Genomic DNA, 26,682 nt, shown 5'->3' on the forward strand with positions numbered 1-26,682 from the left:
TTGATCGCCGTCGGCCAGCCTGCGGCACCCGGCCGACGCCCGTCAAGCACGCCAACTGGCCTGCGCCCCCTGGCCGTTCCGGCCCACGACATGAATCATGGGCGGCCGCAACCCCCGACCCCCACCGGAGGCAAGCCCGTGTCCCACGCACCCGCCGACGAGGAGCAGCGCCTGCGCGCCCTCGGCTACCGGCCCGTCCTGGCCCGCCGGATGAACGGCTTCGGCAACTTCGCCATCAGCTTCTCCGTCATCTCGGTGCTGTCCGGATGCATGACCCTGTACGGCTTCGGCCTGGGCACCGGCGGGCCCGCGGTGATGCTGTGGGGCTGGGCGGGCGTCGGCCTGTTCGTGCTCTTCGTGGGGATGGCGCTCGCCGAGGTGACCAGCGCGTACCCCACCTCGGGGGCGCTGTACTACATGGCGGACCGGCTCGGCGGGCGCCGCTGGGGCTGGTACACGGGCTGGCTGAACCTGCTCGGGCTGCTCGGTGCGATCGCCGGGATCGACTACGGGGCGGCCCTGTTCACGGGCGCGTTCCTGAACCTGCAATGGGGTTTCGTGCCGACGCCCGGCCGCACCATGCTGATCTTCCTGGTGATCCTGCTCCTGCACGCGACGCTCAACCTGTTCGGGGTCCGGCTCGTCAGCGTCCTCAACTCCATCAGCGTGTGGTGGCACCTGGCGGGCGTGGCGGCGATCGTCGGCGCCCTCGCGCTCGTCCCCGACCACCACCAGTCGCCGTCGTTCGTGTTCACGCACTTCGTCAACGACACCGGCTGGGACAGCCCGTTGTACGTCGCCGCGATCGGACTGCTGCTCGCCCAGTACACGTTCAGCGGCTACGACGCCTCCGCCCATCTGTCCGAGGAGACGTCCGGCGCGTCCGTGGCGGCGGCGCGCGGCATCGTGCGGGCGATCTGGGTGTCGTGGATCGCCGGGTTCGCGCTGCTCGCCGGGCTGACGTTCGCCATCCAGGACTACGCGGGGACCCGGGACAGTGCGACGGGGGTGCCGCCCGCGCAGATCCTGCTCGACGCGCTCGGCACGGGCGGGGCGACGGCGCTGCTCCTCGTGGTGATCGTGGCCCAGCTCTTCTGCGGCAACGCGGAGGTCGCCGCGGCGAGCCGCATGGTGTTCGCGTTCAGCCGGGACGGGGCGCTGCCCGGCTCGCGGCTGTGGCGCAAGGTGAGCGACCGCACCCGGACCCCCGTCGCGGCGGTCTGGCTGTCGGTGGCGGCGGCCGGGGTGCTCGCCCTGCCGTCGCTGTGGTCGGCGACGGCGTACGGCGCGGTGACCGCGATCAACGTCATCGGGATCACGCCCGCGTACGCGATCCCGGTCCTGCTGCGGCTGCGCGCGGGCGACCGGTTCGAGCGCGGCCCCTGGCACCTGGGCCGCTGGAGCCGCCCGGTCGGCTGGGTGGCCGTCGGATGGGTGGCCTGCGTGACGGTCCTGTTCTGTCTGCCACAGGCGTCACCGGTCACCGCCGACTCGATGAACTACGCGGTCGTCGCGCTCGCCGCCGTCCTGCTCCTCGCGACCGTGTGGTGGTACGCGGCGAAGGACCGCTACGCCACGCCCCGACTGCCGCACCCGTCAGCCGAGTTCGAGCGTCGTGACACCGAAGACGCGGCTCTCGGCGAATGACCGGACGGGCCCGGTGTACATCCGGGCCGTCTCGAACCCGGGCGTCAGGCCCCGCGCCTCGGCGAGGGCGACGGCGTCCGGGTTCGACAGCGGGACGTCGATGCAGACCGGCCCGTCCGCCGGCACGAGCGCGTCGAACAGGGCCCGCGCGTCGTCCGCCGTGTCCGCGAACAGCGGCCCGATCCGGGGCATGTCGCGGCCGGGCCGCAGCACCCCGTACCCGACGAGGCGCCCGTCGACGACCCGGGCGAGCGCCGTGTGGCCCTCCGTGGTCAGCCAGGTCTCCAGGAAGCGGGGCCGGTCGGCCGGGTAGCAGGCGCTGTCGTACGCGTGCAGGGGCGCGAGGTCGCCGCCGACCGGCACGATCCCCGGCGCGGGCACGCGCGCGGCGCCGGCCGGGATCCCGGTGAACCGGGCGGTGCGGTGGGCGAGTTCGAACCCGGACCTGCGGTAGTTGCCCTGCTGGGCGACGACGCCGTCCAACCCGACGGTGCGCCCGCCCGCGTGCTCGAGCCCCGCGGTCCAGGTGGCGAGGCCGTGCCCGCGTCCGCGCAGATCGGGCCGGACGAGGTAGAACCCGAGGAAGGCGTAGCGGTCGTCGTAGGTGACGACGGAGACGGCGGAGACGGGTTCGCCGTCGAGCCGCCCGAGGAAGAAGCCGTCCGGATCCTGCGCGAAGAAGCTCGGGCCGTCGGCGAGCCCGGGGTTCCACCCCTCCTGGGCGGCCCAGCCGCGGACCACCGCCCAGTCGTCGGGGGTGGCCCGGGAGACGTCGAGCCGGTCGGGACGCGCAGGGGTGTCGAGCCGGTCTGGCCGTTCGTGGCTGCCGAGGCGGTCGGGCCGCCCAAGGGCGCCGAGCCGGTCGGGACGCCGGGGGGTGTCGAGCCGGTCGGGACGCTGGGGGACGTCGCTCATGCCTGCTGCTCCTGTTCGGTCCGCTGCCGCCGTGCGGCCTGCGCCGCCATCCTTCCCGATTGCCGCCCCACGCCTCACACCCGTACGGCAGGATGACCGGACGTACGCTCGAACGGACCACGCCGACCAGGGAGTTGCCCATGCCGGAGACGTCCCCCGCCTCGCCCGCCTCGCCCGCCTCGCCCGCCTCGCCCCGCATCGACACCAGCAAGCCGCACCCGGCCCGGGTGTACGACTGGTTCCTCGGCGGCAAGGACAACTACCCGGTGGACGAGGCGCTCGGCCGGCAGATCACGGCGATGGAGCCGACGGCCAAGTACGGGGCCCGGCACAACCGTTGGTTCATGCAGCGCGCGACGCGGATGCTCGCGGCCCGGCTCGGCGTGCGCCAGTTCCTCGACATCGGCACCGGCATACCCACGGAGCCGAACCTGCACCGCGTCGCACAGACCGCGGCGCCCGAGGCGAGCGTCGTCTACGTCGACAACGACCCGATCGTCCTCGCGCACGCGGAGGCGTTGCTGCGCGGCACGCCGGAGGGCGTCACCCGCTACCTCCAGGCGGACGCCCGCGAACCGGCGAAGATCCTGGAACTGGCGGGCGGGATCCTGGACTTCGACCGCCCGGTGGCGGTGTCCCTGATCGCACTGCTGCACTTCATCCCCGACGACCAGGGGGCGTACGACATCGTGCGCACGCTGGTGGACGCGCTGCCGTCCGGCAGCCATCTCGTCCTGTCCCGGTTCGAGCCCTGTCTCCAGGATGAGGGCGACCGGCACACCCTGCATCTTCGTGCCCGCCCCGCACGGCACTACATCGTGAAACCATGCAGCGCATGACCACCGCCGGGGAGACCTGGAAGACCTAGGAGACCGGGAGACCTGGGAGAACGATGGACGATCTCGTGCAGTGGCTCGGCGAACAGCTCGACGAGGACGCGCGCGCGGCGAGCAGCTGGCACACCCTCGACTGCGACATCCACGCCTACCTCCAGGGCGACCTGGACGCCGTGAAGGCGGCCATGTCCATGTTCCATGACGCTCCGGGTGCGGTCTGTGACTGTGGGGTACCGGCCCGGGTGCTGCGCGAGATCGACGCCAAACGACGCATCCTCGCCCGCTACGTCGAGGCCCGCACCGAGCGCCACGGCGTCCGTGAGCGCTACCGCGAGGCCCTCGCGAACGGCAGCGACGAGCACAGGATGCGCCTCCGGCAGGATCTGGACGACGCCACCGAGCGCCTGGCCGACCATCGGGATCCGGTGTCCGATCTGGCCTCCGTGTACGCGGGCCGCCCCGGCTACCGCGAGGAGTGGCCGGCGTGACACTCGCCGTGTTCCTCCCCGGCCTGGGCACGGTGCCGCGCTGGCTGCAGATCACTGCGGGCGTGGTGGTCCTCGGCCTGGCGGTGGCCAGGATCGTGCTCTTCTACCGCCGCCGGAAGTAGCCGGAGGAACAGGGAGGGATCGGCGACCTGGGGCCTGGGACCTGAGGGCTACTTGACCTCACCCACCCAGTGCTTGCCGTCACCGAGGAAGTCGGGCCGCACTTCGAGATCCACCTTGGTCAGCTGCGCACGGGGCACGTCGAACGCGAACTCGGCGGTTCCCGACGACCCGGGCGACACGCTGCCCGCGATGCCCGCGCCGAGGTTCCCGTCGAAGATCTGCTCACAGGTGTCGCCGTCGCTGCCGGACTTCGCGTAGACGGTCATCAGCGCTCCCTGGAACGCTTCGTCCGTGCCGTTGTGCACCTTGATCCGCCACTTCACGCCCTGGTTGCCGGTCTCGTGCCCGATCGAGTACGGGGACGGCGTGAACTTCACCGGCTTCGACACGGTGACCTCCAGGCCACCGTCCCACTTCTTCGTGTCTCCCCAGTCCGTGTCCGTGGACGGCGAGGGCGAGGGCGACGGCGCCGCCACCGTCACGCCGGCACCGGCTCCCAGGAGACAGACAGTCATCACGGCGGCAGCGGAGACCCGCACCGCCGCGGTCACGCGTATGCCGTTCATGGTTCCAGCATCCGCCTGTCCACCGGGGCGGTCGACTCGATCAACTTCCGGACCGAACCGGGCGGCGCCCCCCTCTCTACGCCACCTGGCCTTCGATGTCCGCGGCCCAGTCGGCAAGCGCCCGGAAGTCGGGGTCGAGGAGGCCGAGTCGGGGGCTGACGTGGTGCAACAGGGCGGGTCCGTCGTGGTGCGCGGCGACGTAGGCGCGGTCCCGGTCGGTGACGTCGTCGTCGATCCACGCGAAGGGCCGCCCGGCCGCCCAGTCGACGACGTGCTTCGTCTTCCAGAAGACACCGCCCTGTGGCTCGTCCCGAGCACCGTCGGGCCACGTGATGACAGGCAGGTGCGGCAGCCCCAGGTGCGGGCCGATCCATTCGTTGGCCTCCGCCTGCCAGGTGGTGCACCAGACCAGGTCGAACGGCAGCGCCTGGAGCGCGGGGCCGTGGGCAGGGTTGAGCCAGACCCGCAGCGGCTTCTCCCACGGGTTCTCCCATCCCGCGGGTCGCATGCGGTGCGTCCGGTAGCCGTCGGGGCGCCGGCTCGGCGGGGCCGCATACGGGTTGAGCGGGCCGTCGACGTCGATGAGGAGCAGAGGCCTCACTGCGCTCTCCTGGGCACGCTCAGCCGATGATTCCGGCGGCGGTGGCGGTGCGCAGCCAGTCCGGGAACTCGGCCATGAGCCGGTCGTAGAGGACGCCGTCGGGAATCAGCTTCGGGTCCTTGCCCGCAGGGAAGAAGTTGGCATTGTCGACAAGCCGCTTCTTCGGGACGGCGAGCTCGTCGAGCTTGTGCAGGAACCGGAACTCGTCGTCGCCGTATCCGATGAACTGCCAGAACAGGGGCAGCTTGGCGGCCTTGCACAGGGTCTGTTCGGCGGCGCGGCGGGAATCGGGCGATCCGTCGGTCTGGAAGATCACGTACGCGGGGTGCTTGGCGTCGCTGTCGAGGTAGTGGTCGATGACGGCGTCCATGGCGGCGGCGTAGTTGGTGGTGCCCATGTGGCCGAGGGCGTCGTGGAGTTCGTTGATCCGGCCCGTGTAGTGGTCGAGGCTGATGTCGACGGCGTCGTGGGCGTCGGTGTCGAAGAAGACGGTGGGCACCACGCCGTCGTCGTCCAGGTTCGCGGACAGGGCGAGGGCCTGTTCGGCGAGGTGCTGCATGCTGCCGTCCTTGTAGTAGCCGCGCATGCTCCCGGACCGGTCCAGCACGAGGTAGACGGCGGCCCGCCGCCCATCCAGGCCCTGCTTGCGCAGGGAAACGGCGGCGGTCTTGGTGAGACTGACGAGTCCGGCGGGGACCTTCTCGACGCTGATCGGCATGGGGGTGCTCCTTGGTGCGGGTGGGTGGTTGACGCTTCAGACCCACCAAGGGTTGCCCTCCCGTCCACTCGACCGAGAACAACGGCACGCCACGAGCCGCCGTCCTACGTAGTTCACGGCCGCGCGCCAACCCCCAGATGCGTACCAACTGGCATGGTCAATAGTCGAGTTGATGGCCGACGGGCCTTTTCACGGCGCCCGCGTGGCGAACGTTCACTCAGGTGTCCCGCCGCCGGAGCGCGGGAGGTAGTACTCCGGGACGGGAGTCGGTGGGCCGGCCCGGTCGGATGACTCGAGCGCCCGGTCGAGCAGCGTGACGAACTTGCGGTCCTTGCGGCTCATGGCGCTCGCCGTGGCATGCCATCCAGCACGCCGGGTCCTCCAGAACTCTCGCCCGATCTCGCCTCTCATCAGCGTTTGGGCCCACACGAGGACGCTCGCGTCGGTGGACGCGCCGTTCAGGTAGTCCACCCGCCAACCGCTGATGATCAGGTTGATGTAGGTGTACTGGCGCGCCCGCTCACGCGTGGTCGGGGTCACGGGCGGCTCCCAGCACTCCTGCAGGCTCGGGTCCTGCAGAGCCTGCATCATCAACTCCCGGTGGCCGGCCCTGAACTCGTTGCCGTTGGCGATCCTCATCTGCCGCGCCTGCATGATCAGCGACCAGGCGACCGCAATCAGTGCCGCCCCGGACAGGGGCGCGGACAGCGCGCTGTACGTCTGGCTGATGTCGGCGAGGCGGTCCCACTTCAACCCGCCCGGCGCCCACCGATCGAGGATGAACGGCGTGAGGATCGTCAGGGCCAGCAGTGCGGTGGTGACGGCTGCCCACGGTGTCCAGCGCAGGAGTTTGGATGTCGCCATAGGCCCCCCTCTGTACGACGTGGGCCAGATATGCCCACCATCCGTGAGGAGTAGCCCCTTCCGGCGTCAGCGTGGCCGCCTTGACGCCGACGAGTGGCTGTACGGATTGCCCGCAAAGGGTGGCGGCTCAACAGGCTCAGGGGTCGCACTAGTTGAGGGTCGTAGCGTCACCCGCGTCGGCCCCAGCCCTGTCGGCGGGGCTGGGGCACGGCACCGGGGCGGTCACCGCCTGCGCACTTCTCCGATTTCGATGACCTGCGGCTGCTCGACGGGGAGCTCGTGATGGATGCCCCGCGCATGAGTGCAGTCGAGCAGTCCGGGCTATGCGTAGTTCGCGATCAATGATGGCCGGGGCCTCGGCGTGAGCCGATCTCACGTAACGAACAGCGGGCGTCTTCCACCCGCCGCTGCTCATCATCACCAGGGATCGGCATACGGCAGGGATGCCCGACCGGGCGAGGAACAGTCGTTTCCCGCACGCAGAAGGCCCCGGACGCGGAATGCGGCCGAGGCCCCGTCGTGTCTGGTCAGCCGAGGCTGCCGGCGAGCCCATCGCTCTGCGCTTCCTCCGCAGGCAGTCGGGGGGTCTGGGGAGTCCAGTCCCCCGGTTCATGGCTCACGGCTGAGGCCGAGGGCAGCCGCCTACTCCGGCGGCGTAGGCGTGTCGTGGCTGCGGTACATCGCCTGGACGTCCAGTTCCAGCTTGACCGTGGGGCCGACCACCGCGATGCCCTTGGCCAGCATGGTGCGCCAGTTGAGCGTGTAGTCCTCGCGGTGGAGTTCCGCCGTGGCGAGGGCCGCGCAGCGCAGTTCTTCCGCGTAGCCGCCGTTGACGACGCCGAGGTAGCCCGTGTCCAGGTCGACCGTGCGGCTCACGCCGTGCATGGTGAGGGCGCCCTGGAGGGTCCACTTGCTGCCGCCCCGGTAGAGGAAGCGGTCCGCGGAGAAGTCGATGTAGGGGTAGCGCTCGACGTCGAGGAAGTCCGCCGAACGCAGGTGGTTGTCCCGCGTGTTGTTGCCCGTGGTGATGGAGGCGGCGTCGATCCGGACCTCCACGCGGGAGTCCGCCATGTCGGGGGCGACGTGGATGCCGCCCTCGAAGCGGGTGAACCGGCCGTGCACGTGCGCCATGCCGACGTGCTTGGCGATGAAGCGGATCGCGGTGTGCGGCGGGTCGAAGAGCCAGGTGCCCGGCCGGGGCAGCTCGGGGGCGCGGCCCACATGCAGTTGGACGGAGGTGAGCGGGGCGGTCTCGTCGGGGAGCACGTCGACCGTCTGCTGGTGCGGCTGGAGGCCGTCCGCCGAGATCAGGACGCCGTAGCGGCCGGGCGGCAGGGTCAGGAAGACGAGGCCGTAGGGGTCGGTCGTGGCCTTCGCCGCCGCACGCCCGGTGTCCGTGGCCGTGACGGTCACGTCGGCGCCCGGCATGGGCTGCCCCATCGGGTCGGCGACCTGGCAGTGGAAGGCGCCCGCGCCGTGCGGCAGGGGGTGCGCGAGGCCGGCGCCCCGCGCTGCGGAACCGGCCCGCTTCCGGCGGAACAGGGCGAGGGGCATGGCGGGCCTTTCTGATGCTGCTGACGTCCACGATCACCTTGCCATGTACACCGATTCCGCAAAGAGGGACGGAAGGCCGCATTCCGGTGCGCCGGGGCGCCGCGCTTCACCGAATTCACACCGTCCTGACACCCTCCGGCCTCAAAGAGAAAATTAAGGCACCCGAGCTGTTTTCCAAGGATTCGCCCAGGTCGCGCGGGCAGCATGCGACACCTCAGCAGCCATCGATCAGAAAGGCTCGGCGTGGGCGGCTCTCGGGAACGGACAGACGGCGGGGCGGGGACGGGATGGATAGCAGGGGCGGCGGGGGCGGCAGGGGCGTGGTCTCGGCGCGGGGTGCTCACCGCACTGGGTGCGGCCTCCCTCGTGTCTGTCGCGGGGTGTGGTGGTCGGGACGAGAGCGAGGCGGGGGGCAAGGCCTCGGCAGCTGGCGGGCGTAGCGCCGCGAAGGTCACTGTCAGGCCGACCGCCGGGACCACGGGGGCCGACTTCACCGAACCGGTCACCGTGGCCGTCTCGGGCGGGACGCTCGCCGACGTCAGCGTGATGGCCGAGGGCGGGAGCAGGCTGACGGGCACGTTCAACGACGCCCGGACCCGGTGGACCTCGGACGCCCACCCCGCGTCCGGCACCACGTACACGGTCACCGCGGGCGTCGAGGACGACGACACCGCGCACACGTCCCGGTTCACCACGAAGAAGCCGGGCGCGACCTTCGTCGGGTACTTCACCCCGGAGGACGGCTCCACGTCGGGCGTGGGCATGCCCGTCTCCCTCGCCTTCACGAAGGCCGTCGGCGACCGGGCCGCCGTACAGAAGGCGATCACCGTGACCGCCGAACCCGACGTGGAGATAGTGGGCCACTGGTTCAGCGACACCCGGCTGGACTTCCGGCCGAGGACCTACTGGGCCGCGGGCACGAAGATCACGCTCGCGCTGCGGCTCAAGGACGTCGAGGGCGCCGACGGGGTCTACGGCACCCAGGACAAGGACGTCACCTTCCACATCGGGCGCGAGCAGATCAGCGTCGTGGACCTGAAGGCCAGGTCGATGACCGTGCGGCGGGACGGCGAGGAGATCGCCACGTACGACGTGACCGGCGGCGGCAGCGGCTACGAGACCTGGGCGGGGAAGATGGTGATCTCCGAGCGGTTCGAGGAGACCCGGATGGACTCGACGACGGTGGGACTCGGCGACGAGTACGACATCGACGACGTGCCGCACGCCCAGCGGCTGACCACCTCCGGCACCTTCATCCACGGCAACTACTGGGCGGCCGCGTCGGTCTTCGGCACCAGCAACACCAGTCACGGCTGCATCGGCCTGCGCGACGCGCAGGGCGCGGACGACTCCTCGACACCGGGCGCCAGGTTCTACGCCGGTTCCATGGTGGGCGACGTGGTGGAGGTACGGCGCTCGGGCGAGGAGACGGTCGCCCCCGCCAACGGCCTCAATGGCTGGAACCTTTCGTGGGCGGAGTGGAAGGCGGGCAGCGCGGCCTGATGCGGTCGGGGCGGAAGTCGCACCGTGAGCCGAACGTATGTTCTGCGCCAGATGTTCACGGCATGTCCTCAACACGTTGACGGCGCGGGAAACGCTCTGACAGGGTCACCAGGCCAGTCGAACCGCCCCCGGTGCGGGACCGAGGAGATCCCAGACCCGATGAACCGCAGCCCCGCCCCCGCCCACGCAGCCGGCCGACCCGGCCGTGGCTGGCGCGACTTCGCCGCCACGCACTGGGCCCGGGAGGCGGTGGTGGTCCCGGACGCACCCCCGCTCGGGATCGGCCCGGCCGACGCCCACGCGCTCCTGGTGGCGGCCGCCGCCTCCCGCACCGCGCGCCCCCGGCTGACGACGACGGACGGACAGCTGCGCGAGCCGGGACGGCTGCTGCCCGGCCCGGCCGACGCGGACCTCACCGGTTACGCGGACCGGCTGGCGGCCGACCCCCGACTGGCGGGCGACGGCTGGCTGTTGACCGTACGGGACCCGTTCGGCGACGACTTCGCCCGCTGGTCGCGGGTACGGGACGTGCTTGCCGGTCTGTGGCGGCACATCGGGCGGCCCGCGCTGCCCGTCACCGCGGAACTCGCCGTCGGCGACCGGCACCACGCGGCCGACGAGACGACGGTGCCCGCGGACGCGGCCGCCCTCACCTGGGTGATCGACGGTTCCCTGACCGTACGGGTACGGCCCGAGCACACCGGAACCGAGTACGAACTCCACGCCCGCACGGGCGACTTGGTCCACTGGCCGGCCGGCAGCCGCCACCTCGACCACCGGGCGGGCCGGTGCACGACGCTCCGGCTCACCGTGCCCGCGCGCGCCACCTCGGCCCTGCCGCTCGTCGCGGACGTCGTCACGGACCAGATGCGCAGGCATCCCCGGTACGCGAACGGGCAGGTCGTCCTCCCCCACCCCGTGCCCGCCGCGGCGGACGGCCGACTCGTGCCGCCGGCCCAACTGACCGGATCCGCCGCCCAGTTCGCGGACACCCTGGCCGGTCCGGGGCCCGAGCGGGCGCTGCTGCTGCGCTGGGCCGGGCTGCACTCCGCCGAGGGGCTCGACCCGGCGCCGCCGCTGCGCCCCGGCGTCCGCCTCACTCCGTACCACCGATTACTGCGCACCGCCGACATCGTCCGCGTCGGCGACACACCGGACCACGCCTTCTGGGCGGCGAACGGCCACACGTGGCCGGCCCCGGGGGCCGGCGCCGACCGCGCCCTGGCCGCACTGCGGACCGCCCACGGCGGGCTGACCGTGGCCGAACTGGCCGAGGCCTGCGCCGTCCCGGCCGACGACACCCGGCTCCACGCCCTGCTCGGTGCGGCGTACCGGGCGCGGGCCGTGGCCGCGACGGCCCCGGAGCGGCGGCCGTGAGCGCGGCCCGCGCCGCCCGGATCGACGTCCTCACGGCCCTCGACTGGCAGCGGTTCGCCGACGAGTACTGGGACCGGCGGCCCGTCCTGATCCGCGGCCTGGCCCCCGCCGACGCCCCCTTCGACCCGAACGAGGTCTTCGAGGGCGCCGTCGTCGCGGCCCAGCGGCCACCGGCCCGCGAGCGGATCCGGCTCACCGTGGGAACACGCCTCCTCACCGACCCCGGTGACCTGCTGCCGGGTCCTGAGGACGGCACGTTCTCCAGCTACGACCGGCGCGCGCTGCGGCAGCTGGCCGACGATCCGTTCGCGCTCGTCGTCCGCGACCTGCACGCGGGCCACCATCCGCTGTGGGTCAGGGAGCGGGACTTCCTCGCGGGTCTCTGGGACCGGGTGGGGCAGCCGCTGGCGGGCGTCTCCACCACGCTGCACCACGGGACGTGCGAACCGGTGCCGGAAGCGGAGCCCACGCCGTCCGCCGACGGCGCCCCCGCCTACGGCGCAACGTTTCTCTACACCGTGCGCGGGCAGCGCGGCCTCCGGCTGGACAGCGGCGGACCCGGACGCCGGGCCTCGGTCGAGACGGGCCCCGGCGATCTGCTCTACCGGCCGCCCGGCTTCCGGCACACCGTCGAGCCGCACACCGCTCCCGCCTCCGTCGTCCGTATCGGCATACCCCGCTCTCCGCACAGGCCCGGCGCGGAACTGCACTCGCTGCTGGCCCCCGGCCCCAACCCCGTGTCCCCGCAGGCCGGTTGGGGCGGTGACGACATCCTCGTACCGGACGGCGACGGCCGCTCGCGGGACCTGTCGGCGACGCTGCCGCCAGTCCTCTCCGCCGCGCTCGACCACTTCAAACAGGCCGCCCGCCCGGCCGCGCTGGAGCGGCGGGTGGCCCGGGAGGCGCTGCGGCAGGCCACGGACGGCGGGCTGCGACCCGTGCCGCCGCCCGCCCGACCCGGCTACTTCACCGACGACGACGCGGTGCGGGCGACCGAGCGCGTGCTGTGGGCGGAGGTCGGCGGGCGGCGGCTCGTCGCGGCTTGCGGGCACGTCCTGGAGACGGATCTGTCGGCGCCCGAACTCTCGGCCGTGATCGGCCTGTTGAACGCCGGGCACCCCGTACAGGTGGGTGAACTCGCGCCACCCGCGCGGACGTTGATGTCCCGGCTCGCCGGGTTCCGGTCGGTGGAGCGGCTCTGACGTGAGCCGCTCCCCCGACGGCGGGCGGGCGTGCTACGAGCCGGGGCGGGCGGTCACCGGGACGGCGAGGTACTTGTACTCCAGGAACTCCTCGATGCCGACGCGGCCGCCTTCCCGGCCCAGTCCGGACTGCTTGACGCCGCCGAAGGGGGCGGCCGGGTTGGAGACCAGGCCGGTGTTGAGGCCGACCATGCCGGTCTCCAGGCGTTCGCCGACCCGCAGCGCCCGGTCGAGGTCGCGGGTGAAGACGTAGCTGACGAGGCCCCATTCGGTGTCGTTGGCGACCTGTACGACGTCGTCCTCGTCGTCGAACGTGAACAGCGCGGCGACGGGGCCGAAGATCTCCGTGCCGGTGAGTTCGGCGTCGCGCGGGACCTGGGCGAGGACGGTGGGCGGGTAGAAGTGGCCTTCGCCCGACGGGAGTTCGCCGCCGGTGAGGACCTTGGCGCCACGGTCGACGGCGTCGCGCACGAGGCGTTCGACCTTGGCGCGGCCCGCCGCGTCGATGAGCGGGCCGACGTCGGTGCCCGGGGCCGTGCCGTCGCCCACGGTCAGGGCGGCCATCCGTGCGGTGAGGCGGGTGGCGAACTCCTCCGCGACGGAGCTGTGCACGTAGATCCGGTTGGCCGCGGTGCAGGCCTCCCCCATGTTGCGCATCTTGGCGACCATCGCGCCGTCCACCGCCGCGTCCAGGTCGGCGTCGTCGAAGACGATCAGTGGGGCGTTGCCGCCGAGTTCCAGCGAGGTGCGGACGACCGTGTCGGCGCACTGGGCGAGCAGGACGCGGCCCACCTGGGTGGAGCCGGTGAAGGACAGCTTGCGGATGCCGCCGCCGCGCAGCAGGGGTTCGACGAGGGCGGCCGCGTCGGACGTGGTGACCGTGTTGAGGACGCCGGGCGGCAGGCCCGCCTCCGTGAGGATCTGGGTGAGGGCCAGGGTGGACAGGGGGGTCTGGGGGGCCGGTTTCAGGATCATGGTGCAGCCCGCGGCGATCGCCGGGCCGATCTTGCGGGTGCCCATGGCGAGGGGGAAGTTCCACGGGGTGATCAGGAGGCACGGGCCCACCGGCTGGCGCAGGACGAGGTGGCGGTTGCGGCCGTCGGGGCTGGTGGCGTAGCCGCCGTCGATGCGGACCGCTTCCTCGGAGAACCAGCGGAAGAACTCGGCGGCGTACGCGACCTCGCCGCGGGCCTCCGCGAGGGGTTTGCCCATCTCCAGGGTCATGAGGAGGGCCAGGTCTTCGGTGCGGCTGAGGATGATCTCGTGGGCCCGGCGGAGGATCTCCGATCGGGTTCGGGGGGGTGTGGCGGCCCACGCGTGTTGCGCTTCGCGGGCGGCGTCCAGGGCTCGTCGGCCGTCCTGCGGGGTGGCGTCGGCGACGTGGCAGAGGGGGGTGGCTGTGGCCGGGTTGTCCACGGGCATCGTGCGGTTGTCCTGGGCGGGGTGCCAGGTGCCGGCCGTGTGGAGCTCTTTCGGTACGGCCTGGATCACCGAGGGTGTGGGCATGGTGGGCTCCTGGTGGCGGGTGGGGTGGGTTTTGCGGGTGGGGTGCGGGTGGGTTGGGTGCGGGTGGGTTGGGTGGCTGGGTGCGCAGTTCCCCGCGCCCCTAAAGGCCGGCCTCCGCCCGGGGGGTTGGCGGATCATGCCGGGTGCCGGTCTGTTGTGGCTTGGCGCGCAGTTCCCCGCGCCCCTAAAGGCCGGCCTCCGCCCCGGGGGTTCGCGAATCTTGCCGGGTGGCGGTCTGTTGTGGTTGAGCGCGCAGTTCCCCGCGCCCCTGAAAAGCCGGTCCCCGTACGTGTGCGTCAGGACGTTGCCGTGGTCACTGCTGCGGTCCAGGTTCGTAGGGCCTCGTCCACCTGGGGCTCCGTCACCACCAGCGCCGGGATCATCCGGACCACGTTGCCCCAGGGGCCGCAGGTCAGGAGGAGGAGGCCCTCGTCGGCCGCCGCCTGCTGGGCCCGGAGGGCGGTCGCCGGGTCGGGGTCGCCGTCCGGTGTCGTGAACTCGCTGGCCAGCATCAGGCCGAGGCCCCGTACGTCGCCGATGGCGGGGGTCTTCGCCGCCACGTCCTCCAGGCCCGCCCGCAGCCGCGCCCCCATCGCCGCCGCGTTCGCCACCAGGCCCTCCTCGGCGATGACGTCGAGGGTGGCGCAGGCCGCCGCGCAGGCGACCGCGTTGCCGCCGTACGTGCCGCCCTGGGAGCCGGGGCGCACCTTGTGCATGAGGGCGGCCGGAGCCGCGATCCCGGACAGCGGGAAACCGCTGGCCAGGCCCTTCGCCGTGATCAGCACGTCGGGCCTTACGTCGAAGTGGTCGTGGCCCCAGAACCGCCCGGTGCGGCCGACGCCCGTCTGGATCTCGTCGAGGATCAGGACGATGCCGTGGCGGTCGGCGCGTTCCCTGAGCCCTTGCAGGAAGGCCGTGTTGGCGGGGACGTAGCCGCCTTCGCCGAGGACGGGTTCGACGAGGATCGCCGCCGTGTCGTCGGGGTCGGAGACCGTCTGGAGGACGTGGTCCAGCTCGCGCAGCGCGAACCGGGTCGCCGTCTCCTCGTCCCAGCCGTAGTGGAACGCGTTCGGGAAGGGAGTGATCGCCACCCCCGCCATGAGGGGCCCGAACCCGGTGCGGATCTTCGTGCCGGACGTCGTCAGGGACGCCGCGGCGACGGTGCGTCCGTGGAATCCGCCGTGCGCGACGACGATGTTGGGCCGGCCGGTGGCCTGGCGGGCGAGCCGCATCGCGGCCTCCACCGCCTCGCTGCCGGAGTTCACGAAGAAGAGGCTGTCGAGGCCCTCGGGAAGGACGTCACCGAGCTTCTCCACGAGGCGTTGCAGCGGCTGGTGCAGGACGGTCGTGTACTGGCCGTGGATCAGCGTCGCGACCTGCTCCTGCGCGGCCGCCACCACCCGTGGATGGCAGTGGCCGGTGCTCGTCACCCCGATCCCGGCGGTGAAGTCCAGATAGCGGCGGCCGTCGATGCCGTAGAGGTGGACGCCTTCCCCGCGCTGCGCGACGACGGGGGTGGCCTGACGCAGATGCTCGGACAGTCGGGTCATGACTCCAGCGTCAGTGCCGCGCCGAACGGGCGTCAATGGGTCATGTGTGGCGATTCGCGTCTCGGGTGCCGAAGCCGCGCTTCCACGATTCGAAGGAGTTCTGCGTAATTTCCGTACGGGCGGGGTTCCCAAGCCCTGACGGTTATGCAACAGTCCTGCGCAACCCACTCGACCGACCGGCGAAGGCGGATGCGATGGCGTCGCACGACCGGGCGCGCGGGCACGATCTCGCGGCTCTGCGCGGCCTCAACACCCAAGTGGTGCTGCGGGCGTTGCGGCAGGAGAGCCCGCAGACGGTGAGCCGGATCGCGGGCGCCACCGGCCTGTCCCGGCCGACCGTGGAAGCCCTCGTGGAGGAACTGGTCGGGCGGGGCTGGATCGCCGAGACGGACGCCCCGGCGGCGGGCCGCGCCCCGGGGCGGCCCGCGCGCCGGTTCCGGTTCCGGGCCGAGGCCGGGCACGTCGTCGGCGTCGACATCGGTCTGCGGAAGATCGTGCTGCTGCTCGCCCGGCTCGACGGCGAGGTCGTCGCACGTCACCGCGAGGACTTCCCCGAGGAGCTGACGGGCGCCGAGCGGATCGAGCTGCTGCGCGGGCGGCTGCGCGGCTTCCTCGCGGACCGGGGCCTCGGCCCGCACGACGTGTGGTCGGTGGGCATCGGCGTGCCGGGCATGGTCGACGAGACGGGCCGGATCCGGTCGGTGATCGTGCCGGACTGGACCGATCTGGACCTCGCGCGGCGGCTCGCGGACGACGTCCCGTGCCGGATCCACGTCGAGAACGACGTGAACCTCGCGGTGCTCGCGGAGCACTGGCGGGGCGCCGCGGTGCTCGCCGACGACGTGGCGTGCGTCCTCGTGGGGCGGCGCATCTCGTGCGGCGTGATGATCGACGGCAGGCTGCACCGGGGCCGGCGCGGCGGCGCGGGCGAGCTCGGCATCCTGCCCCAACTGGGCCTGGACGCGGCGGAGAAGGCGCTCGCCTGGGACGCCGACCGGCGGCCCGGCGAGTCGGAGACGGACGCGCTCGCGCGGGCCGTGCGAGCGGGCGACGCCGGTGCGCTCGACGTCCTCGACCGCTATCTGGCCGGTGTCGCCCCGGGCATCGCCGCGCTCGTCCTCGCCCTCGACCCCGAACTCCTCGTCCTGTCCGGCGCGTTGGCGCCGGTCGGCGATCCGCTGGGCCCGCTGCTCACCGAGCACCTGCGCCCGATCACCCTGCACGTGCCGCGCATCGCGGTCAGCACGCTCGGCCGCGAGGGCGTCGCTCTCGGCGCGGTACGCCGCGCCCTCGACGCGGTCGAGTCCCAACTCGTCGACGGGGCACGCCCGTTAAAGCCCTGAGCCCGCACCCCTACCCGTATCCACATCCAGACCCGCACCCGCACCCGCACCCGCACCCAACCCATACCGCACCCCACCCGCCCTCTCCCCCTACCTACCGGAGACGCGTATGCGCAGGAGAACGCTTCTCGCCGGTGCGCTCGCGGCGACCCCGCTGGCCGCCGGCTGCAGCACCGGCGGCGAAGCTTCCGACACCGCCGGGGCCGGCGGCCGCACCACCCTCACGTACGGCATCTGGGACGTGGCCCAGGCGCCCGGCATGCAGCAGATCATCAAGGCCTTCGAGCGCGAGAACCCGGACGTCTCCGTGGAGATCCAGCTCACGCCGTGGAACACCTACTGGACGACGCTGCGCACCTCGATGCGCGGCGGCACGGCGCCCGACGTGTTCTGGATGAACGCCGTGAACATCCAGCTGTACGCGGCGAACGGCGTCCTCGAACCGCTGGGCGAGCACATCGAGCGCGACCGCACGCCGGTCGGCAAGCATCCCAAGGCGCTCGTCGACATCTACGCGTACGACGGCGAGCAGTACGGGCTGCCGAAGGACTTCGACACGATCGGGCTCTGGTACAACAAGGAGCTGTTCGACAAGGCCGGCGTGAAGTACCCCGATTCCAGCTGGACCTGGGACGACCTGCGGGACGCGGCGCGCGAGCTGACGAATCCGAAGGCGCGGGTGTACGGAATCACCGCGGAGATGGACCGGCAGTCCAAGTTCTATCCGACGGTGTTCGGCGCGGGCGGGTACGTGCTGCGCGACGGGCGCTCCGGGTTCGCCGACGAGCGGTCCATCGAGGGGCTGCGGTTCTGGACGGACCTCGTGGACCGGGGCTGGTCGCCGCCGCAGAGCGCCATGGCGGAGGTGCGGTCGCGCAATCTGTACCTGTCGGAGCAGACCGCGATGAACTACGACCTGTCGGCGATGGCGTCGTTCATGTACGGCACTCCGGCGATCAAGGACCACGGCGGGGTCACCGTCCTGCCCAAGGGCCGTGAGCGGGCCACGGTCATCCACGGTCTGGCGAACGTCATCAGCGCCAAGTCCCGCAAGAAGAAGGCCGCGTGGAAGTTCGTGGACTTCATGGCGCGGCGCCCGGCCGCCGAGATCCAGGCGAAGGGCGGCGTCACGATCTCCTCGTACGAGGACACGCAGGACGCCTGGCTGAAGTCGATGCCGGAGTTCGATCTGCGCAACTTCATCGACATGCTCGACTATGCGGTCCCGTACCCGAGTTCGCGGAACACGGCCGTCTGGGAGGACCTGGAGTACCTGCTGCTCGGGGCGCCGTTCAGCGGCAAGGGGAACATCGAGGACGCCGCCCGCACCCTGGCGAAACAGATGGACAGGGCGCTCGACGAGGAGGGCAAGTGATGGCTGTTTTCCCGTCGACGGCCGCCGCGGAGGCGGAGGGCCGGATCAGGAGGCCGCGCGCGAAGGCCGGGCCCGACGGTGCCACCCGCGGCCCCAACTCGCGGACACAGAAGGCCGCTTACCTGTTCATCGCGCCCATCGGCCTCGGCTTCCTGCTGTTCTACATCTGGCCGATGTTCCAGACGTTCGGCTACAGCTTCACCTCGTTCGGCCCGTTCGGCGGCAACAGCTGGATCGGCGGTGACAACTACGCGCGCGTCCTCCAGGACGTCACCGTGTGGCGGGCCGTCGGCAACACCCTGCTGTACGGGGCGATCGGGCTGGTCACGCTGCCGCTGTCGATCGCGGTCGCGGCGCTCCTGAACCGGCGCGGGCTGCGCGGCGTGTCCGTGTACCGCGCCCTGTACTTCATCCCGTTCGTGACGCTGCCGGTCGCGGTGGGCCTGGTCTGGAACTGGCTCTACAACGGCAACTTCGGTCTCCTGAACGAGGTCCTGTCGTGGTTCGGCATGTCCCGCCACTACTGGGTGTCCGACCCGTCGTCGGCGCTGTGGGCGATCGGGCTCGTGTCGGTGTGGCAGAGCATCGGCTACTACTTGATCATCTTCATCGCGGGGATCAAGGGCATCCCGCAGGACTACTACGAGGCGGCCGAGCTCGACGGAGCGGGCCCGGTGCGCCGGTTCTTCACCATCACGCTGCCGCTGCTGAGCCCGAGCATCTTCTTCGCGGCGATCATCTGCGTCATCAACTCGCTCCAGATGTTCGACCTGATCTACGTGATGATGGCGCCGACGAACCCGGCGCTCGGCTCCACCCAGTCCGTGGTGAGCCTCTTCTACCAGTGGGCGTTCCAGCAGAACAACCAGGGCGCCGCGGCCGCGCTCGCCTTCGTCCTGATGCTGCTCACCGCGTCCCTGACGTACCTTCAGTTCCGGCTCCAGAAGAGGTGGGTGCACTATGCGTGACCGGCTGCGCCGCGTGGACGGCGGTTCCGTCGCCACGCACGTCATCCTCTCGCTCGGCGCTCTCGTGATGGTCTTCCCGTTCCTGTGGCAGCTGCTGACGGCGCTGAAGACGCTGGGCGAGGCCGTGCACGTACCGACGACGTTCCTGCCCGAGAAGTGGAACTGGTCCTCCTTCGAAGAGGTCTTCACCGCGCTGCCGTACGGGAAGATGCTCGGCAACAGCGTCATCAACACGGTCGGCCGCACCGTCGGCCAGCTGGTGTTCTGCTCGCTCGCCGCGTACGCCTTCGCCCGGATGCGGTTCCGCGGCAAGAACGTGCTGTTCGCCCTGTTCCTGTCCGTGCTGCTCGTGCCGTCGTCGCTGCTCGTCCTGCCGCAGTACGACATCATCCAGCGTCTCGGACTGCTCAACACGGCGCCCGCGCTGTTCCTGCCGGGGATGTTCAGCGCGTTCGGCACGTTCATGCTGCGGCAGTTCTTCCTGTCCCTGCCGCGGGAGCTGGAGGAGGCCGCCCGGATCGACGGCGCGGGTCCCTTCCGCATCTTCTGGTCGATCATGCTGCCGCTGATCCGGCCGGCGCTCGCCGCGCTCGCGGTGATCACGGCGATGTGGTCGTGGAACGACCTGTTGTGGCCGCTGGTCGTGAACACCGATCCGGCGAAGATGCCGATCAGTGCCGGACTGACCTCGCTGGAGGGCCAGTTCGAGACCAACTACCCGGTCATGATGGCCGGTTCGCTGATCGCGAGCCTGCCGATGATCCTCCTCTACCTCTTCCTCCAGCGGCACTTCGTGCAGGGCATCGCCCAGAGCGGCACGAAGGGCTGAGCCCGAACCCGCACCACCGGAAAGGACCTCCATGGCACGCCTCGACGTGGGCCTGATCGGCGCCGGCGGCATCGCCCGCGCCCATCTGCCCGCCTGGATCGCGCTGGGCGCACGCGTCACGATCCTGTCCACCGACGGCAACGCGGAGAAACTCGCCGCCCGCCACGCCGAGTCCGGTGTGACGGCCGTGCACAGCCTCACCGAACTCCTCGACCGCGCCGCCGTCGTCGACCTGTGCACCCCCACCTTCACGCACCGGCAGCTCGCCCTCGACGCGATCGCCGCGGGCAAGCACGTGCTGTGCGAGAAGCCGCTCGCGCTGACCGTCGGCGAGGCGCAGGAGATGGCCGACGCGGCCGAGGCGGCGGGCGTCCTGCTCTTCCCCGCCCACGTCGTGCGCTACTTCCCGGCGTACGCGGCGCTCGCCGAGTCCGTCGCGGCGGGCGGCGTGGGCGCGCCGGCCGTCCTGCGCTTCACCCGGTCGGGCAGCTATCCGGTGTGGGCGCCGTGGTTCGCCGACCCGGCGCTGTCGGGCGGCATCCTGGTCGACCAGATGATCCACGACTTCGACTTCGCGCGGCTGCTCGCGGGCGACGTGGTCCGCGTCCACGCCCAGGTCCGCGGCCGGCAGGAGCCGGGCGCACGGGCGGGCGACGTGGCCACGGGCACGGCGGTCCTCACCCACGCGTCCGGCGCGGTCAGCCACGTGCTGGGCGTATGGGGGCTGCCCGACCTGCAGTTCCGTACGACGTTCCGGGTCGCGGGCCCCGACGGCATCCTGGAGCACGACTCGACCGCGCACACCGGCTTCCGCGTGCTGGCCCAGGGGACGCGGCCGCTCGGCGAGGGCATCCCCGGCAGTCCGATGACGGAGAGCCCGTACCTGACCGAGCTGCGGGAGTTCGCGGCGGCGATCGAGGGCGGTCCGGTACCGCGGGTGTCGGCCCGCGACGGTGTCGAGGCGGTCCGGATCGCCGCTGCCGCCGCCGAGTCCGCGCGCACGGGCGAGCCCGTCGAGATCAAGGTGACCGAAGAGGCCGGGCTGTGAAGGACCTGAAGGTCGGGGTGCTGTCGTTCGCGCACGTCCACGCGGGCGGCTTCGCCCGCCTGCTCGGCGCCATGGACGGCGTGCGGGTGCTGGCGGCCGACCCGGACACGGACCTGGCGGCGCCGGGCGAGGTGCGCGGGAAGCCGTTCGCCGCGCAGCTGGGCGTCGACTACGTGGACACCTACGAGGAGTTGTTCGCCTGGGGCCCGGACAAGGTGGTGGTCTGCTCGGAGAACGTCCGGCACCGCGCCCTGGTCGAACGCGCGGCGGCGCACGGCGTCGACGTCCTCTGCGAGAAGCCCCTCGCCACCACGCCGGAGGACGGCGCGGCGATGGTGGAGGCGTGCCGGGCGGCCGGGGTGCGGCTCGCGGTGGCGCACCCGGTGCGCTTCAGCCCCGCCTATCTGGCGGTGCGCGAGGCGGTACGGGCGGGCACGGCGGGCGACGTCCTCGCGGTGTCCGGCGCCAACAACGGCTACATGCCGGGCGGCCGACGCCGCTGGTTCGTGGACCCGGCGCTCGCGGGCGGCGGCGCCCTGACGGACCACACCGTGCACATCGCCGACCTGCTCGACGACCTCTTCGAGGCGAGCCCGGTGACGTCCGTGTACGCGCAGACGAACAACGTGCTGTACGAGGGCGAGGTCCCGGTCGAGACGGCGGGCCTGCTGACCCTCACGTACGCGAACGGGGCCGTCGCCACGATCGACTGCAGCTGGAGCCAGCCGCGGCACCATCCGGCCTGGGGCGGCCTGTCGATGCAGATCGTCGGGGACCGGGCGACGCTGGAGATGGACGCCTTCGACCAGAAGGTGCACGGCTTCAGCGAGGCGTCGCGCGCCGGGGTGGAACTCCCCTACGGCGTCGACCTGGACGCGCTGATGCTCCGCGCGTTCCTCTTCGGCGACGGCTCGGGCCCGGTCGGCGTGACCGACGGCGCGTCCGGGCTGCGGTCGCTGCGGATCGTCGAGGCCGCCTACGAGTCGGCGCGGACGGGGCGGACCGTGGCGATCGGGTAGCTTCGCGGGATGCGCAGAACCGGTGCCACCGGACGTGACGGGGCGTGGGCAGGCCTGGAGCTGGAGGTGACGGGCCGGCCGCGCCCCGGTCTGTGCCCGTACGCGGCCGAGGGCCGGCGCCCGGTGCTGCGGCGGGCGGACGGGGCGCCGGTGCTGTTCGGCCGGGTCACCCGGGACCACTGCGGCGTCGACTTCCTGCGCACCGGGGCGTTCCGCTCGCCGCTGCCGCCGCCGCGGGCCGACACGGCGCGGCGGGTGCGCGGCCCGGCACGGTGGGCGCACCGCTTCGCGGACGCGCTGGAGCGGGACGCCGACAGCCCGCTGCACGACGGCCGTTGGGTCCTGACGGCCGGGACCCGGTTCCAGCGGTGGCGGCCGGAGGACGAGTCGCCGGTCGCCCACTGGCGCGACCTGCTCGTCGAGGGCGACCCGGACGGGGAGCTCGACTGGTTCGTGCACAACGGCTCCTGGGAGGTCCTGCCGCTGCGGGCCTGGCCCGACGTGACGGACGCGCGGGTCAAGGCGTACCGCAAGCAGGCCGGGGACGGCACCCTGCCGCCGGTGCTCCTGTGGTGGTTCAGCGGGTTCGACGCCCATCTCGTCCTGGACGGGCACGCGCGGCTCGTCGCCGCGCTCGCCGAGGGCGTCGAGCCGCCCGTCCTCGAACTCCTGCGGCTCGCGCCCGCGGACGAGGTGACGAAGGACACGACCGCCGCGGTGGCGACGTACACCGCGGAGATGGCCCGGTTCCGGACACTGCGGGCCGCGCACGGCGAGCGGGTCCCGGACGGTGCCGCGCTCATGGGGCCCGTGCTGGCGCGGGCGCTGGAAGAGGCGCGGAGCGGCCATCGGCCCACGTGGGCCTGGCCGTTGCCGGGCGGGGCCCAGCAATGGGACCGGGCGGCGTGGGAGTTGGCCCCGGGGTGGGAGGGGCTGCGGGGGTAGCGGGTACGCGGCCGGATCGGCGGCCCGCCGCGCACGACGCCCAGGTGCGTGGGGCAGGATGGCCCGGCGCGCGCGTCGTCACTTCGTCGACACGCGCCCTTCACATCCCCGGACAAGCAGGTACCACGTGACGAAACATCACATAGCAGTCCCCGCCGCGCTGTTGCGCCGAGCCCTCGCGGGAGGTGCCCGGTGAACCGCTCGCTCGAACTCCACGACCTGATCGGGGCCGGTGTCGCGCTCGTCGCGGGACTGCTGGCCGGGCTGCTGCTGCGCACGGTGCTGCGCTGGCTCGGCGACCGGGCCAGCCGGACGCGGTGGGGCGGGGACGACGTGGTCGTCGACGCGCTGCGCACGCTGGTGCCGTGGGCGGCGTTCGCGGCGGGCGGGGCGGTGGCGGCCCAGATACTGCCGCTGACCGCGCGGACCGGCCGCACGGTGAACATGGTGCTGACCGCGTTCGTGATCGTCGCGGCGACGCTGACGGCGGCCCGGGTCATCACCGGTCTCGTCCGCACGGTGGCGCAGTCGCGGGCGGCCGTGGCGGGTTCGGCGACGATCTTCGTGAACATCACCCGGGTCGTGGTCCTGGCGATGGGCTTCCTCGTCGTCCTGCAGACGCTCGGGATCTCCATAGCGCCGCTGCTCACCGCCCTCGGCGTCGGCGGTCTGGCCGTCGCCCTGGCGCTCCAGGACACCCTCGCGAACCTCTTCGCGGGCGTGCACATCCTCGCGTCGAAGACGGTGCAGCCGGGCGACTACATCCGGCTCAGCAGCGGCGAGGAGGGCTACGTCGTGGACATCAACTGGCGCAACACCGTGGTGCGTCAGCTCTCCAACAACCTGGTGATCATCCCGAACACCCAGCTCTCCGGCACGAACATGACCAACTTCAGCCGTCCCGAGCAGGAGATGACGCTGACCGTCCTCGCCGGCGTCGGCTACGACAGCGACCTGGAGCAGGTCGAGCGGGTGACGGTGGAGGTCGTCACGGAGGTCATGAAGGACGTCGAGGGCGCGGTCCCCGACCACGAGCCGCTGGTCCGCTTCCACACCTTCGGCGACTCCCGGATCAGCTTCAACGTGATCCTGGGCGTCGGCGAGTTCAGCGACCAGTACCGGATCAAGCACGAGTTCATCAAGCGCCTCCACCAGCGCTTCCGCGCGGAGGGCATCGGCATCCCGTCGCCGGTGCGGACGGTGGCGCTCACGCAGGGCAGCGCGCCGGTGATCATCCCGCAGCAGCGGCACGGCGCGGAGAAGCCGGTCGGCTGACCGCGGCGGGGCACGCGGCCCGCCGCCGCGTGCCCCCTCCCCGCTTCCCCGCCTCGCCTCAGCCGGCCGACTCCGCCAGCACCTCGCCGATGACGCGTCGCGCGGTCCGTGCCATGAACGGGTTCGACACGCGGTAGTAGTCGAGTTCGGCGGCCGCGACGGCCAGCGCCCAGCCCCGGCCGCGCGCCCACAGGTCGGGGTCCTGGCCGACGGCGTCCCGGAAGGTCCGCCGCTCGGGCGCGTCCAGGACGTACCAGGCGACGATGAGGTCGACGGCCGGGTCGCCCAGGCCCATGCACTCGAAGTCGATGACGGCGGCGAGCCGTCCGTCCTCGACGAGGAGGTTGCCGGGCTGGAGGTCCGCGTGCAGCCAGACGTCGGGCTCGCGACGCGGTGCCCGTACAGCGGCGTCCCAGACGGCGAGCGCGGCGTCGGTATCGATGTCGGTGTCGATACCGGTGCCGGTGCCGGTTGCCGCGCCGAGCCGCCCGATCACCTCCCGGGTGTCCGCGTCCCTCTCCGGCAGCGGCGCTCCGCGGTACGAGCGCGGCGCACCCGTGGTGTCGACGCCGCGCAGGGCGGTGACGAACACCGCGAGGTCCCCGGCCAGCGCCTCCGGCTGCTCCAGCCGCCCCACCACGGGGATCGCACCGGGCACCCAGCGGTGCACGGCCCACGCCCACGGGTAGCCGAGGTCCGGCCGCCCCTCGGCCACCGGCTCGGGCACCGCGACCGGCGACGCCGCCGCGAGGAGCGGCATCCACCGGCGCTCGGCCGCCAGGTCGGGCACGGCCCCGGCCCGTCGCGGCAGCCGGACGACGTGCTCGTCACCGAGGCGGAACAGCACGTTCGACGTGCCGTGCGAGTCGACCGGCTTCAGCGGCAGCCCCGCCCACCGCGGGAACTGCCCGTCCACCAGGCCGCGCACCAGCGCCTCGTCGATGTCCGGCTCGTCGTCGTGCAGCTTGCGCGTGGCCGTCATGCTCACCCTTCGACGTCGGAATCCGGCGGGCGAGCCTAACAACGGGCGGGTCGGACCGCTCCGGGTTTTCCGGCGGGGCGAACAGCGCCGTCGCGGCTCCGGTCCCGTATGACTGTCACCATGTGCCACTACTGCGGTTGCCGGGACATCCCGCTGATCAAGGAGTTCATCGCCGAGCACGAGCGCGTCACGGACGCCGCCGGTGACGCCCTGCGGGCCGTGGAGGCCGGGGATCCGGCGCGGGCGCGTCAGCTCGTGGACCGGATGGCGGCGGAGCTCGCGACGCACTGGCGCGGCGAGGAGGACGGCCTGTTCCGGGTGATGAGCGAGGACCCGGAGTACGCCGACTACATCGCGGCACTGGAGTCCGAGCACCGTGAACTGGCCGCGCTGCTCCCTCAGTTGGACCTCTCCGACGCGGACGACGTCCGCACGTTCACGGAGGCGGTGCACGAACTGCACCGGCACATCGCCAAGGAGGAGGACGGCCTCTTCCCGGCGTCCCTCACCGCGCTGTCGGGCGACGAGTGGGACGCGTCGATGGCGGCCTGGCGGGCGGCGCACCCGCGCTGAACCGTCCGCCGGGGAGCGCGGACACGACTGCGGACACGACAGTGGGGCCGCTTCGGATCTCTCCAAAGCGGCCCCACGGCCTGCGACTTCGTAAAGTCGGGACGACAGGATTTGAACCTGCGACCCCTTGACCCCCAGTCAAGTGCGCTACCAAGCTGCGCCACGTCCCGATGTCGTCCGGCCTTCCGGTGTCCCGTCCGGCGGCGACAGGAAGAACAATACCCCAAGCTCACGGGTGGTTTGAAACGGGTTCTGCGGTCTCCGCGCGGGGTGGGCGAGAATCGGACGCATGAGCACTTCGCGCAGCGGTGACCGGGACCGTGACGACGAGGGACGCGCCCGCAACGCGCGCCCCCGCGACGGCCTGGGCCGCCCCCTCCCGTACGGGACGCCCGGTGTCGACCGCCAGCCGGAGGGCGTCGTGCGGACGGCGGCGCAGACGGTGGCCGAGGCGCAGGCCCTGCTGGACGCGGGCCGTCCGTTCCACGCCCACGAGGTCTTCGAGGACGCGTGGAAGTCGGGCCCGGACGCCGAGCGCGCCCTGTGGCGGTCGCTGGCCCAGCTGGCGGTGGGCCTCACCCACGCGGCCCGCGGCAACACCACGGGCGGCGCCCGCCTGCTGCGTCGCGGGGCGGAGGGCCTGGCGGCCTGGCGGGGCGAGCCCCCGGCGGGCCTGGACACGGGCGCGCTGACCGCCTGGGCGGGGGCGCTGGCGGACCGGGTGGAACGGAACGGGGACCCGGTGGACGCGGCCCGGTCCGCGCCCCGGCTGCGAACGGCTCCCTGAGGGGCACGGCGAACCGCGCGTCCGGCCACGAAGAAGGCCGCAACCGCCCACGGCGCGGAGGCGTCACCGATACGGCCCTCACCCGCAT

General features: G+C 72.3%; 26 protein-coding genes and 1 tRNA gene. 17 read left to right on the forward strand and 10 right to left on the reverse strand.

Annotated features, from left to right (window positions below):
• Positions 1-90 precede the first annotated feature (90 nt).
• Positions 91-1,647, forward strand: coding sequence for an amino acid permease (locus RBJ77_RS09100; RefSeq protein WP_372344462.1), 1,557 nt, complete (start codon positions 91-93; stop codon positions 1,645-1,647).
• On the opposite strand, the gene RBJ77_RS09105 is transcribed toward RBJ77_RS09100, so the two are convergent.
• Positions 1,597-2,562, reverse strand: coding sequence for a GNAT family N-acetyltransferase (locus RBJ77_RS09105; RefSeq protein ID WP_372344463.1), 966 nt, complete (start codon positions 2,560-2,562; stop codon positions 1,597-1,599). The genes RBJ77_RS09100 and RBJ77_RS09105 overlap by 51 nt on opposite strands.
• Positions 2,563-2,702: 140 nt before the next feature.
• Here RBJ77_RS09105 and RBJ77_RS09110 point away from each other — a divergent pair, with 140 nt between their 5' ends.
• The 3 genes from RBJ77_RS09110 to RBJ77_RS09120 are packed head-to-tail and all read left to right on the forward strand — an operon-like array spanning position 2,703 to position 4,008.
• Positions 2,703-3,401 (forward strand): SAM-dependent methyltransferase, encoded by a 699-nt coding sequence (locus RBJ77_RS09110; protein ID WP_372344464.1) that lies wholly within the window; start codon positions 2,703-2,705, stop codon positions 3,399-3,401.
• Between the two features lie 53 nt (positions 3,402-3,454).
• Positions 3,455-3,886: a DUF6221 family protein gene (locus tag RBJ77_RS09115; RefSeq protein ID WP_372344465.1), complete on the forward strand. Its 432-nt coding sequence runs from the start codon at positions 3,455-3,457 to the stop codon at positions 3,884-3,886.
• Positions 3,883-4,008, forward strand: a complete 126-nt coding sequence (locus tag RBJ77_RS09120) for a hypothetical protein (protein ID WP_372344466.1) — start codon at positions 3,883-3,885, stop codon at positions 4,006-4,008. Before RBJ77_RS09115 ends, RBJ77_RS09120 begins: the two co-directional genes overlap by 4 nt.
• Before the next feature lie 48 nt (positions 4,009-4,056).
• On the opposite strand, the gene RBJ77_RS09125 is transcribed toward RBJ77_RS09120, so the two are convergent.
• The 5 genes from RBJ77_RS09125 to RBJ77_RS09145 form a co-directional block, all read right to left on the reverse strand.
• On the reverse strand, positions 4,057-4,575 hold the full coding sequence (locus RBJ77_RS09125; protein ID WP_372344467.1) for a hypothetical protein: 519 nt from the start codon (positions 4,573-4,575) through the stop codon (positions 4,057-4,059).
• A 76-nt stretch (positions 4,576-4,651) separates the two neighbouring features.
• Entirely contained in the window at positions 4,652-5,176 is a 525-nt protein-coding gene (locus tag RBJ77_RS09130) for a hypothetical protein (RefSeq protein WP_372344468.1), read from the reverse strand.
• Between the two features lie 19 nt (positions 5,177-5,195).
• Positions 5,196-5,894 carry a VWA domain-containing protein gene (locus tag RBJ77_RS09135; RefSeq protein WP_372344469.1) on the reverse strand — a complete coding sequence of 233 codons (699 nt, stop codon included), beginning with the start codon at positions 5,892-5,894 and terminating at the stop codon, positions 5,196-5,198.
• A 213-nt stretch (positions 5,895-6,107) separates the two neighbouring features.
• On the reverse strand, positions 6,108-6,758 hold the full coding sequence (locus tag RBJ77_RS09140; protein ID WP_372344470.1) for a DUF6082 family protein: 651 nt from the start codon (positions 6,756-6,758) through the stop codon (positions 6,108-6,110).
• A 642-nt stretch (positions 6,759-7,400) separates the two neighbouring features.
• Entirely contained in the window at positions 7,401-8,312 is a 912-nt protein-coding gene (locus RBJ77_RS09145; RefSeq protein WP_372344471.1) for a YceI family protein, read from the reverse strand.
• Positions 8,313-8,648: 336 nt separating this feature from the next.
• Here RBJ77_RS09145 and RBJ77_RS09150 point away from each other — a divergent pair, with 336 nt between their 5' ends.
• From RBJ77_RS09150 to RBJ77_RS09160, 3 genes are all read left to right on the forward strand, one after another.
• On the forward strand, positions 8,649-9,815 hold the full coding sequence (locus tag RBJ77_RS09150) for an Ig-like domain-containing protein (protein ID WP_372344472.1): 1,167 nt from the start codon (positions 8,649-8,651) through the stop codon (positions 9,813-9,815).
• 159 nt (positions 9,816-9,974) lie between these two features.
• Positions 9,975-11,192 carry a hypothetical protein gene (locus RBJ77_RS09155; RefSeq protein WP_372344473.1) on the forward strand — a complete coding sequence of 406 codons (1,218 nt, stop codon included), beginning with the start codon at positions 9,975-9,977 and terminating at the stop codon, positions 11,190-11,192.
• Positions 11,189-12,394: a hypothetical protein gene (locus RBJ77_RS09160; RefSeq protein ID WP_372344474.1), complete on the forward strand. Its 1,206-nt coding sequence runs from the start codon at positions 11,189-11,191 to the stop codon at positions 12,392-12,394. Before RBJ77_RS09155 ends, RBJ77_RS09160 begins: the two co-directional genes overlap by 4 nt.
• 33 nt (positions 12,395-12,427) lie before the next feature.
• Here RBJ77_RS09160 and RBJ77_RS09165 read toward each other — a convergent pair whose 3' ends face one another.
• The gene (locus RBJ77_RS09165; RefSeq protein ID WP_372344475.1) at positions 12,428-13,900 is read right to left on the reverse strand and encodes an NAD-dependent succinate-semialdehyde dehydrogenase; all 1,473 of its coding nucleotides are present in this window, start codon (positions 13,898-13,900) and stop codon (positions 12,428-12,430) included.
• Positions 13,901-14,196: 296 nt separating this feature from the next.
• The gene (locus RBJ77_RS09170) at positions 14,197-15,450 is read right to left on the reverse strand and encodes an aspartate aminotransferase family protein (RefSeq protein WP_372344476.1); all 1,254 of its coding nucleotides are present in this window, start codon (positions 15,448-15,450) and stop codon (positions 14,197-14,199) included.
• A gap of 194 nt (positions 15,451-15,644) precedes the next feature.
• On the opposite strand from RBJ77_RS09170, the gene RBJ77_RS09175 reads away from it, so the two are divergent.
• The 8 genes from RBJ77_RS09175 to RBJ77_RS09210 all read left to right on the forward strand — a co-directional run bounded on the left by RBJ77_RS09175 (position 15,645) and on the right by RBJ77_RS09210 (position 24,252).
• Complete coding sequence (locus RBJ77_RS09175; RefSeq protein ID WP_372344477.1) at positions 15,645-16,793, forward strand: ROK family transcriptional regulator; 1,149 nt, start codon at positions 15,645-15,647, stop codon at positions 16,791-16,793.
• A 109-nt stretch (positions 16,794-16,902) separates the two neighbouring features.
• Complete coding sequence (locus tag RBJ77_RS09180; protein WP_372344478.1) at positions 16,903-18,168, forward strand: extracellular solute-binding protein; 1,266 nt, start codon at positions 16,903-16,905, stop codon at positions 18,166-18,168.
• A complete protein-coding gene (locus tag RBJ77_RS09185) occupies positions 18,168-19,136 on the forward strand; it encodes a carbohydrate ABC transporter permease (RefSeq protein ID WP_372344479.1) in 969 nt (322 codons plus the stop codon). The genes RBJ77_RS09180 and RBJ77_RS09185 overlap by 1 nt, the downstream gene beginning before the upstream one ends.
• Positions 19,129-19,965, forward strand: a complete 837-nt coding sequence (locus RBJ77_RS09190) for a carbohydrate ABC transporter permease (RefSeq protein ID WP_372344480.1) — start codon at positions 19,129-19,131, stop codon at positions 19,963-19,965. The genes RBJ77_RS09185 and RBJ77_RS09190 overlap by 8 nt, the downstream gene beginning before the upstream one ends.
• 31 nt (positions 19,966-19,996) lie before the next feature.
• The gene (locus tag RBJ77_RS09195; protein WP_372344481.1) at positions 19,997-21,013 is read left to right on the forward strand and encodes a Gfo/Idh/MocA family protein; all 1,017 of its coding nucleotides are present in this window, start codon (positions 19,997-19,999) and stop codon (positions 21,011-21,013) included.
• Positions 21,010-22,032, forward strand: coding sequence for a Gfo/Idh/MocA family protein (locus RBJ77_RS09200; protein WP_372344482.1), 1,023 nt, complete (start codon positions 21,010-21,012; stop codon positions 22,030-22,032). The genes RBJ77_RS09195 and RBJ77_RS09200 overlap by 4 nt, the downstream gene beginning before the upstream one ends.
• Before the next feature lie 9 nt (positions 22,033-22,041).
• Positions 22,042-22,977 carry a hypothetical protein gene (locus RBJ77_RS09205; RefSeq protein ID WP_372344483.1) on the forward strand — a complete coding sequence of 312 codons (936 nt, stop codon included), beginning with the start codon at positions 22,042-22,044 and terminating at the stop codon, positions 22,975-22,977.
• Between the two features lie 192 nt (positions 22,978-23,169).
• A complete protein-coding gene (locus RBJ77_RS09210) occupies positions 23,170-24,252 on the forward strand; it encodes a mechanosensitive ion channel family protein (RefSeq protein ID WP_372344484.1) in 1,083 nt (360 codons plus the stop codon).
• 58 nt (positions 24,253-24,310) lie between these two features.
• Here the strand turns inward: RBJ77_RS09210 and RBJ77_RS09215 are convergent, their stop codons facing one another.
• Positions 24,311-25,234 (reverse strand): aminoglycoside phosphotransferase family protein, encoded by a 924-nt coding sequence (locus RBJ77_RS09215; RefSeq protein ID WP_372344485.1) that lies wholly within the window; start codon positions 25,232-25,234, stop codon positions 24,311-24,313.
• A 120-nt stretch (positions 25,235-25,354) separates the two neighbouring features.
• Between RBJ77_RS09215 and RBJ77_RS09220 the strand changes: the two genes are divergently transcribed.
• Positions 25,355-25,807, forward strand: coding sequence for a hemerythrin domain-containing protein (locus RBJ77_RS09220; protein WP_372344486.1), 453 nt, complete (start codon positions 25,355-25,357; stop codon positions 25,805-25,807).
• A 96-nt stretch (positions 25,808-25,903) separates the two neighbouring features.
• On the opposite strand, the gene RBJ77_RS09225 is transcribed toward RBJ77_RS09220, so the two are convergent.
• Positions 25,904-25,977: transfer RNA gene (locus tag RBJ77_RS09225), tRNA-Pro, on the reverse strand.
• A 119-nt stretch (positions 25,978-26,096) separates the two neighbouring features.
• On the opposite strand from RBJ77_RS09225, the gene RBJ77_RS09230 reads away from it, so the two are divergent.
• Entirely contained in the window at positions 26,097-26,594 is a 498-nt protein-coding gene (locus tag RBJ77_RS09230; protein ID WP_372344487.1) for a DUF309 domain-containing protein, read from the forward strand.
• Positions 26,595-26,682: the final 88 nt, after the last annotated feature.

The sequence above is a fragment of the Streptomyces sp. KL116D genome, assembly GCF_030766975.1.
GTDB lineage: Bacteria > Actinomycetota > Actinomycetes > Streptomycetales > Streptomycetaceae > Streptomyces > Streptomyces longispororuber_A.